This is a genomic window from Pseudomonas sp. R62, from assembly GCF_000257605.1.
In the GTDB taxonomy this organism is placed as follows: Bacteria; Pseudomonadota; Gammaproteobacteria; order Pseudomonadales; family Pseudomonadaceae; genus Aquipseudomonas; species Aquipseudomonas atacamensis.
Map to the genome: position 1 here is coordinate 2,123,638 of NZ_JH635999.1, position 8,776 is coordinate 2,132,413.

Annotated in this window: 8 protein-coding genes; 7 read left to right on the forward strand and 1 reads right to left on the reverse strand. The window is 60.3% G+C overall.

All coding sequences use genetic code 11. The annotated features are described in order from the left end of the window. The coding region (locus OQK_RS27395; protein ID WP_016775269.1) for an isocitrate/isopropylmalate family dehydrogenase at nt 1-425 on the reverse strand (425 nt) is incomplete at its 3' end. 481 nt (nt 426-906) lie between these two features. Between OQK_RS27395 and OQK_RS27400 the strand changes: the two genes are divergently transcribed. The 7 genes from OQK_RS27400 (at nt 907) to OQK_RS27430 (ending at nt 8,772) form a co-directional block, all read left to right on the forward strand. Next, entirely contained in the window at nt 907-3,132 is a 2,226-nt protein-coding gene (locus OQK_RS27400; RefSeq protein ID WP_016775270.1) for an NADP-dependent isocitrate dehydrogenase, read from the forward strand. A gap of 218 nt (nt 3,133-3,350) precedes the next feature. After that, entirely contained in the window at nt 3,351-3,797 is a 447-nt protein-coding gene (locus OQK_RS27405) for an NUDIX hydrolase (RefSeq protein ID WP_016775271.1), read from the forward strand. A 59-nt stretch (nt 3,798-3,856) separates the two neighbouring features. Then, nucleotides 3,857-4,981: a tRNA 2-thiouridine(34) synthase MnmA gene (gene mnmA / locus OQK_RS27410; RefSeq protein ID WP_016775272.1), complete on the forward strand. Its 1,125-nt coding sequence runs from the start codon at nt 3,857-3,859 to the stop codon at nt 4,979-4,981. Beyond that, nucleotides 4,978-5,601 carry a high frequency lysogenization protein HflD gene (gene hflD / locus OQK_RS27415; protein ID WP_016775273.1) on the forward strand — a complete coding sequence of 208 codons (624 nt, stop codon included), beginning with the start codon at nt 4,978-4,980 and terminating at the stop codon, nt 5,599-5,601. Before mnmA ends, hflD begins: the two co-directional genes overlap by 4 nt. A gap of 126 nt (nt 5,602-5,727) precedes the next feature. Then, nucleotides 5,728-7,098, forward strand: a complete 1,371-nt coding sequence (purB, locus tag OQK_RS27420) for an adenylosuccinate lyase (protein WP_003223822.1) — start codon at nt 5,728-5,730, stop codon at nt 7,096-7,098. Between the two features lie 86 nt (nt 7,099-7,184). Next, nucleotides 7,185-8,354 (forward strand): ribosomal protein uL16 3-hydroxylase, encoded by a 1,170-nt coding sequence (locus OQK_RS27425; protein ID WP_016775274.1) that lies wholly within the window; start codon nt 7,185-7,187, stop codon nt 8,352-8,354. Next, nucleotides 8,347-8,772 carry a GNAT family N-acetyltransferase gene (locus OQK_RS27430; RefSeq protein WP_016775275.1) on the forward strand — a complete coding sequence of 142 codons (426 nt, stop codon included), beginning with the start codon at nt 8,347-8,349 and terminating at the stop codon, nt 8,770-8,772. Before OQK_RS27425 ends, OQK_RS27430 begins: the two co-directional genes overlap by 8 nt. Nucleotides 8,773-8,776: the final 4 nt, after the last annotated feature.

Below are 8,776 nucleotides of genomic sequence, written 5' to 3' on the forward strand. Positions count from 1 at the left end.
GGGCTCGGCACGCCTTCGAACCAGCGCACCGGGCGCAGGCAGACGTACAGGTCGAGTTGCTGACGCAGTGCCACGTTCAGCGAGCGGATGCCGCCACCGACCGGAGTGGTCAGAGGGCCTTTGATGGAGACCACGTAATCCTTGACCGCGTCGAGGGTTTCCTGCGGCAGCCAGGTGTCCTGGTCATAAACCTGAGTGGCCTTTTCGCCGGCGTAGACTTCCATCCAGGAAATCTTGCGCTTGCCGCCGTAGGCCTTTTCAACAGCAGCATCGACAACCTTGATCATCACCGGACTGATGTCGACACCAATACCGTCACCTTCGATGAAGGGGATGATCGGGTTATCAGGAACATTGAGAGAATGGTCTGCATTGACAGTGATTTTGTCACCGACGGCTGGAACCTGAATCTTCTTGTAACCCATGCTGAACTCCATTGTTTGGATTGAACACCTGGCTTGCTTCGAGCGTAACCCAGTTGAATCAACACGCAAACCCTATGTTCCTGCGCCGCGCACATCTCGTTTCCTACAAGCCTGAAAGCAAAGGGAAAAGCGCCAAAGTCCAGCATTCGTAACGAGTCTTTGCCCGGTCGCGCCCTGCGACCTTTAGACCAATGGACGAGAATCGTTGCATATGAACCATCGGCAGATTGCCAGCTACCTATGTATAATGCCGCCCGCTGACCACAGGGTCACGACGGCTGGCCTCTCTAGCACGAGACTTTCCGCCTGATTGGTCGGGTTGTTACCGCAGCCTGACTGCTTGACGCTCTACTGATGCACCCAACATCACCGCGAAGAATCTCGACATTCGGTTCATGGATGACTTTGAACGAACGCGCTTACCCGGCGCCCCTCGAGTTTCTGCGCACGCTTTAGCAAAGAAGAGAGAGTTAATCCGAATATGCCCACCCGCTCGAAGATCATCTATACCTTCACCGACGAAGCTCCTGCCCTCGCCACCTATTCCCTGCTGCCGATCATCGAGGCTTACACCGCCTCGGCCGATATCGCCGTGGAAACCCGCGATATCTCTCTTGCAGCGCGCATCCTGGCAAGCTTCCCCGAGCAACTGGGCGACAAAGCCGTAGCCGACCACCTCGCCGAACTGGGCGACCTGGCCGTTACGCCTGAAGCCAACATCATCAAGCTGCCGAACATCAGTGCTTCGGTGCCACAGCTGCAAGCCGCGATCAAAGAGCTGCAGGCGCAGGGCTACAACCTGCCGGACTACCCGGAAACCGTGACCAGCGACGCCGACAAAGACGCCAAGGCGCGTTACGACAAGGTCAAGGGCAGCGCCGTGAACCCGGTTCTGCGTGAAGGCAACTCCGACCGCCGCGCTCCGCTGTCGGTGAAGAACTACGCGCGCAAGCACCCGCACAAAATGGGCGCCTGGGCCAAGGACTCCAAGTCCCACGTCGCACACATGAGCACCGGCGATTTCTACGGCAGCGAAAAAGCTGTCCTGATCGACGCCGCTGACGCTGTGAAGATCGAACTGATCGCCAAGGACGGTGCTGCCACCGTTCTGAAAGAAAAAACCACCGTTCAGGCTGGCGAGATCCTCGACTGCGCCGTGATGAGCAAAAACGCCCTGCGTGCGTTCATCGCTGCCGAAATCGAAAGCGCCAAGGCCCAGGGCGTGCTGCTCTCGGTGCACCTGAAAGCGACCATGATGAAGGTCTCCGACCCGATCATGTTCGGCCAGATCGTTGCCGAGTTCTATAAAGACGCACTGACCAAGCACGCTGACGTGCTGAACCAGATCGGCTTCAATCTGAACAACGGCATCGGCGATCTGTACGCGCGCATCAAGGCCCTGCCGGCCGAGCAGCAAGCGCAGATCGAAGCCGATATCGCAGCGGTCTACGCCGTTCGTCCGTCGCTGGCGATGGTCAACTCCGACAAAGGCATCACCAACCTGCACGTGCCGAGCGACGTCATCGTTGACGCCTCGATGCCAGCGATGATCCGTGACTCCGGCAAGATGTGGGGCACCGACGGTCAGCTGCACGACACCAAGGCTGTAATCCCGGATCGTTGCTACGCGACCATCTACCAGGCGGTGATCGAAGATTGCAAAGCCAATGGCGCTTTCGATCCGACCACCATGGGCAGCGTGCCGAACGTCGGCCTGATGGCGAAGAAAGCCGAAGAGTACGGCTCCCACGACAAGACCTTCCAGATCAAGGCTGACGGCGTTGTTCGCGTCACCGACAGCAAAGGCAAGCTGCTGATGGAACAGGCTGTCGAAGCCGGCGACATCTTCCGCATGTGCCAGACCAAAGACGCGCCGATCCAGGACTGGGTCAAACTGGCCGTCAACCGTGCTCGCGCGAGCAACACGCCGGCGATCTTCTGGCTCGACCCGATGCGCGCTCACGATGGCGTAGTGATCGAGAAGGTTCAGGCCTACCTGAAGGATCACGACACCAGCGGTCTGGACATCCAGATCATGGCGCCGGTCGACGCGATGAAGTACACCCTGCAGCGCACCCGCGAAGGCAAGGACACCATTTCGGTGACCGGCAACGTACTGCGCGACTACCTGACCGACCTGTTCCCGATCATGGAACTGGGCACCAGCGCCAAGATGCTGTCGATCGTACCGCTGATGAATGGCGGTGGTCTGTTCGAAACCGGCGCCGGCGGTTCGGCTCCGAAGCACGTGCAGCAACTGGTTGAAGAAAACTTCCTGCGCTGGGATTCGCTGGGTGAGTTCCTTGCCCTCGCCGCTTCCCTTGAGCACCTGGGCGTGAACTACAACAACCCGAAAGCACTGGTGCTGTCGAAAACCCTGGACCAGGCCACCGGCCAGTTCCTCGACAACAACAAGTCGCCATCGCGCAAGGTCGGCAACATCGACAACCGTGGCAGCCACTTCTACCTGGCGATGTACTGGGCTCAGGCCCTGGCTGCCCAGACTGAAGACGCTGCACTGCAAGCGCAGTTCGCGACTCTGGCCAAAACCCTGACCGAGAACGAAGCAACCATCGTTGCCGAGCTCAACGCCGTGCAGGGCAAGCCAGTCGACATCGGCGGTTACTACCACGCCGACGCCGAGCTGATCAGCAAGGCCATGCGCCCAAGCGCAACCTTCAACGCGGCGATTGCTGCGCTGGTTTAAGGTTGTAATGCGTTAAACAAACCCCGGCCTTGTGCCGGGGTTTGTGTTTCCGGGTTTTGTGATCACCACAAAACTTTGTGGGAGCTGGCTTGCCAGCGATGGCGGTTTATCATCCAGCATGGATGGTGACTGGACCACCGCTATCGCTGCGATGCGGCGTTCCGACAAGCCAGCTCCCACAGGGATTGGGGTTTAACCAATAGATTGAGGAAGGTTTTATGGAATGGCTCCCCCACATCACCGTCGCCACCATCGTCGAGGACAACGGCCGCTTCCTGATGGTCGAAGAACACAAGGGCGGGCGCAATGTGCTCAACCAGCCGGCTGGCCATCTCGACCCGGATGAAACCCTGATCGACGCGGCGATTCGCGAAACCCTCGAAGAAACCGGTTGGGACGTCGAACCTACCGGCGTGATCGGCATTTATCTGTATACCGCGCCGAGCAACGGTGTGACTTACCAGCGCATATGCTTCAGCGCCAAAGCCGTGCAGCATCACCCGGATTACCAACTCGATGACGGCATCGTCGGCGCCAAGTGGCTGACCCGCGACGAATTAATCGCCCAGCGCGACAACTGGCGCAGTGAACTGATCATCCGTTGCATCGACGATTATCTGGCCGGTCATCACTTCAGCCTCGAACTGATCCGCCCTTCTCTTTAGCCTTGCGGCCGCGAGCCTGATAGAATCGCGCCCTTTTCCAAGACACTCATTGAATCCCTATGCGTGATCCAGCCCCTTCTGACACATCCAAGAAGCGCGTCATTGTCGGCATGTCCGGCGGCGTGGACTCTTCCGTTTCCGCCCTTCTGCTGATCGAGCAGGGTTACGAAGTGGAAGGCCTGTTCATGAAGAACTGGGAAGAAGACGACGGAACGGAATACTGCACCGCCATGGACGACCTGGCGGATGCTCAGGCTGTCTGCGACAAGATCGGCATCAAGCTGCACACCGCCAACTTTGCCGCCGAGTACTGGGACAACGTGTTCGAGCACTTCCTCGCCGAATACAAGGCCGGGCGCACGCCGAACCCGGACATCCTGTGCAACCGCGAGATCAAGTTCAAAGCGTTCCTCGACTACGCGATGATGCTCGGCGCCGACCTGATCGCCACCGGTCACTACGTGCGCCGCCGCGACATCGATGGCCGCACCGAACTGCTCAAGGGCCTCGATCCGAACAAGGATCAGAGCTACTTCCTGCACGCCGTTGGTGGCGAACAGATCGCCAAGACCCTGTTCCCGGTCGGCGAACTGGAAAAGCCTGAAGTCCGCGCGATTGCCGAGAAATACGAACTGGCCACCGCCAAGAAGAAGGATTCCACCGGGATCTGCTTCATCGGCGAGCGCCGTTTCAGCGATTTCCTCAAGCAGTACCTGCCGGCACAACCGGGCGAGATCAAGACCACCGAAGGCGAAGTCATCGGCCGTCACCACGGCTTGATGTACCACACTATCGGCCAGCGCCAGGGCCTCGGCATCGGCGGCTTGAAGGATGCCGGCGATGAGCCGTGGTACGTGCTGCGCAAGGATCTGCAGACCAACGAGCTGATCGTCGGTCAGGGCAACAACCATCCATGGCTGTTCTCCAGCGCCCTGCTCGCTTCGGAAATCTACTGGGTCAATCCGATCAATCTGAGCCAGCCGCTGCGCCTGACGGCGAAAGTGCGCTATCGCCAGAGCGATCAGGCCTGCACCCTGGAAAAAACCGCCAGCGGCTATCGCGCCGTGTTCGAAGAACCGCAACGTGCGGTGACGCCGGGCCAGTCGGTGGTTTTCTATGACGGTGAAATCTGCCTCGGCGGCGGCGTGATCGAAGTGGCCGAGCCGTGGAGCGGCCAGGCATGAGCCCGACTCAGGAGCAACTGACAGCGCTGGGCGGTGTGTTTCTCGCCGCCGTGCTGGTCGACCGCATTGCCAAGACTGGCCAGACCAACGAAGCCGGCCTGAGCTGCATGCTCGGCAGTCTGTTGGTACGGGATCCGAAAGATACGCTGGACGTGTACGGCGGCGACGACATCAATCTGCGCGAGGGTTATCGCGCGCTGATTGGCGCGCTGGAGCGCGATCCAAGCACCTTGCAGCGCGAGCCATTGCGCTACGCGCTGTCGATGCTCGGTCTGGAGCGGCAACTGGCCAAGCGTGACGACATGCTCGAAACGATCGCCAAACGCCTGCCGCAGATTCAGGCGCAGGTGGAGCATTTTGGCCCCGCCCACGAGAACGTCGTGGCCGCTTGCGGTGCGCTGTATCAGGACACTTTGAGCACCCTGCGTCAGCGCATTCAGGTGCACGGCGACATGCGCAACCTGCAGCAGCCGAGCAATGCCTCGAAAATCCGCGCCCTGCTCCTCGCGGGCATCCGCTCGGCGCGCCTGTGGCGTCAGCTCGGTGGTCATCGCTGGCAGTTGGTAATCAGCCGCCGCAAGCTGCTCAAAGAGCTTTATCCGTTGATGCGCAGCGAGTAAACGCCGCGTCACGAAGGCTTTGTAGTCTGTAACGCGTAATACGCCGGTCAGTTGGCGACGGACCGGCGGATTTTTTCATGTATGATACGCGCCCCATTTCGTTGCCCGACTGTCCGAGAACACCCCATGCAGCTCTCTTCGCTCACTGCGGTTTCCCCTGTTGACGGCCGCTACGCCGGCAAAACCCAGGCCCTGCGCCCGATTTTCAGCGAGTACGGCCTGATCCGTGCCCGCGTTCTGGTTGAAGTGCGCTGGCTCCAGCGCCTGGCCGCCCACGCTGGCATCCCTGAAGTGCCAGCCTTCTCCGCCGAGGCCAACGCCGTTCTCAACGAACTGGCTGAAAACTTCTCGCTGGAGCACGCCGAGCGCGTCAAAGAGATCGAGCGCACCACCAACCACGACGTCAAAGCGATCGAATACCTGCTCAAAGAGCAGGCGGCCAAGCTGCCGGAGCTGGCCAAGGTCAGCGAATTCATCCACTTTGCCTGCACCAGCGAAGACATCAACAACCTGTCCCACGCCCTGATGCTGCGCGAAGGCCGTGACGACGTGATGCTGCCGCTGATGCGCCAGACCGCCAACGCCATCCGCGAACTGGCCATCCGTTTCGCCGACGTGCCGATGCTGTCGCGCACCCACGGTCAGCCGGCTTCGCCGACCACTCTGGGTAAAGAGCTGGCCAACGTGGTTTACCGTCTCGAGCGTCAGATCGCTCAGGTCGCTGCCGTGCCGCTGCTGGGCAAGATCAACGGCGCCGTCGGCAACTACAACGCGCACCTGTCGGCCTACCCGCAGATCGACTGGGAAGCCAATGCCCGCGCCTTCATCGAAGACGAGCTGGGTCTGGGCTTCAACCCATACACCACGCAGATCGAACCGCACGACTACATCGCCGAGCTGTTCGATGCCATTGCGCGCTTCAACACCATCCTGATCGACTTCGACCGCGACATCTGGGGCTACATTTCCCTGGGTTATTTCAAGCAGCGCACCATCGCTGGCGAAATCGGTTCCTCGACCATGCCGCACAAGGTCAACCCGATCGACTTCGAAAACTCCGAAGGCAACCTGGGTATCGCCAACGCACTGTTCCAGCACCTGGCGAGCAAGCTGCCGATTTCCCGCTGGCAGCGCGACCTGACCGACTCCACCGTCCTGCGCAACCTCGGTGTCGGCTTCGCCCACAGCGTGATCGCTTACGAAGCCAGCCTCAAAGGCATCAGCAAACTCGAGCTCAACGAGCAGAAGATTGCCGCTGACCTCGATGCTTGCTGGGAAGTCCTGGCCGAGCCGATCCAGACCGTGATGCGTCGCTACAACATCGAAAACCCGTACGAAAAGCTGAAAGAACTGACCCGCGGCAAGGGCATCAGCCCTGAAGCGTTGCAGACTTTCATCGATGGTCTGGACATGCCAGCCGAAGCCAAAGCCGAGCTCAAGCAACTGACCCCGGCCAACTACATCGGCAACGCTGTGGCACAAGCCAAACGCATCTGATCGACCGTTTGCCCCGTTTGAGACGCCCGGCCGCGCCGGGCGTTTTTATTCCCGTCTGAAAAGTGCTTTTTTTCAATAGGTTACATATGAATTCCGATATTCCTCTTCAACTTCTGGGCGGCCTCACAGCACGCGAATTCCTGCGTGACTACTGGCAGAAAAAACCGCTGCTGATCCGTCAGGCGATTCCTGACTTCGAAAGCCCGATCGACGCCGACGAACTGGCCGGCCTGGCCCTGGAAGAAGAAGTCGAATCGCGCTTGGTCATCGAGCACGGCGAGCGCCCATGGGAATTGCGTCGCGGCCCGTTCGCCGAAGACGAGTTCAGCAAATTGCCAGAGAAAGAGTGGACGCTGCTGGTGCAGGCGGTTGACCAGTTCGTGCCGGAAGTCAGCGAACTGCTGGAAAATTTCCGCTTCCTGCCGAGCTGGCGTGTCGACGACGTGATGATCAGCTTCGCCGCCCCGGGTGGCAGCGTCGGCCCGCACTTCGACAACTACGATGTGTTCCTGCTGCAGGGCCATGGCAAGCGCAACTGGAAAATCGGCCAGATGTGCGATTCCGAGAGCCCGCTGCTGCAACACGCCGACCTGCGCATCCTCGCTGAATTCCACGAAACCGAAGAATGGGTGCTGGAACCGGGCGACATGCTCTACCTGCCGCCGCGCCTGGCCCATTGCGGCGTTGCGGTCGACAATTGCATGACCTACTCGGTCGGCTTCCGCGCGCCAAGTGCCGCTGAAGTGCTGACCCACTTCACCGACTTCCTCAGCCAGTTCCTGACCGACGAAGAGCGCTACACCGATGCCGACGCCAAGCCGGCGGTCGATCCGCACCAGATTCAACACGATGCGCTGGATCGCCTGAAAAGCCTGCTCGCCGAGCACATGAGCGACGAGCGTCTGCTGCTGACCTGGTTCGGCCAGTACATGACCGAGCCGCGCTACCCGGAACTGGTGGTCGGCCCGGAAGACGTCGAAGAAGAAGACTTCCTCGCCGCCCTGCAGGACGGCGCCGTGCTGATCCGCAACCCGAGCGCGCGCCTGGCCTGGTCGGAAGTCGACGACGATCTCCTGCTGTTCGCCAGTGGCCAGAGCCGCTACCTGCCGGGCAAGCTGCGCGAACTGCTGAAGCTGATCTGCGCCGCTGACGCCCTGCACGCCGATAACCTCGGCGAGTGGCTGAGCGACGAAGACGGCCGCAGCCTGCTCTGCGAACTGGTCAAGCAAGGAAGCCTGGGGTTCGCCGATGAATAAAATTCGCGTTCGTGTCGCAGACTGGCAGAAGGATATCGCCGAGATCCGGCGCATTCGTGAAACGGTGTTCATCGCCGAACAATCGGTGCCACCCGAGCTTGAGTGGGACGCCGATGACGCGACCGCCGTGCATTTTCTGGCGTTCGAAGGCGACTTCCCGATCGGCACGGCGCGGCTGTTGCCCGACGGGCACATCGGCCGCGTTTCAGTACTCAAAGACTGGCGCGGAATGAAGGTCGGTGATGCGCTGATGCAAGCGGTCATCGCCGAAGCTGAAGCGCGCGGGCTGAAACAGCAGAAGCTCAGCGCTCAGGTGCAAGCCACGGCGTTCTACGAGCGCCTGGGTTTCAGCCTGGTCAGCGAGGAATTCCTCGAAGCCGGGATTCCGCATGTCGACATGGTTCGGCATTCGGCCTGAGCCC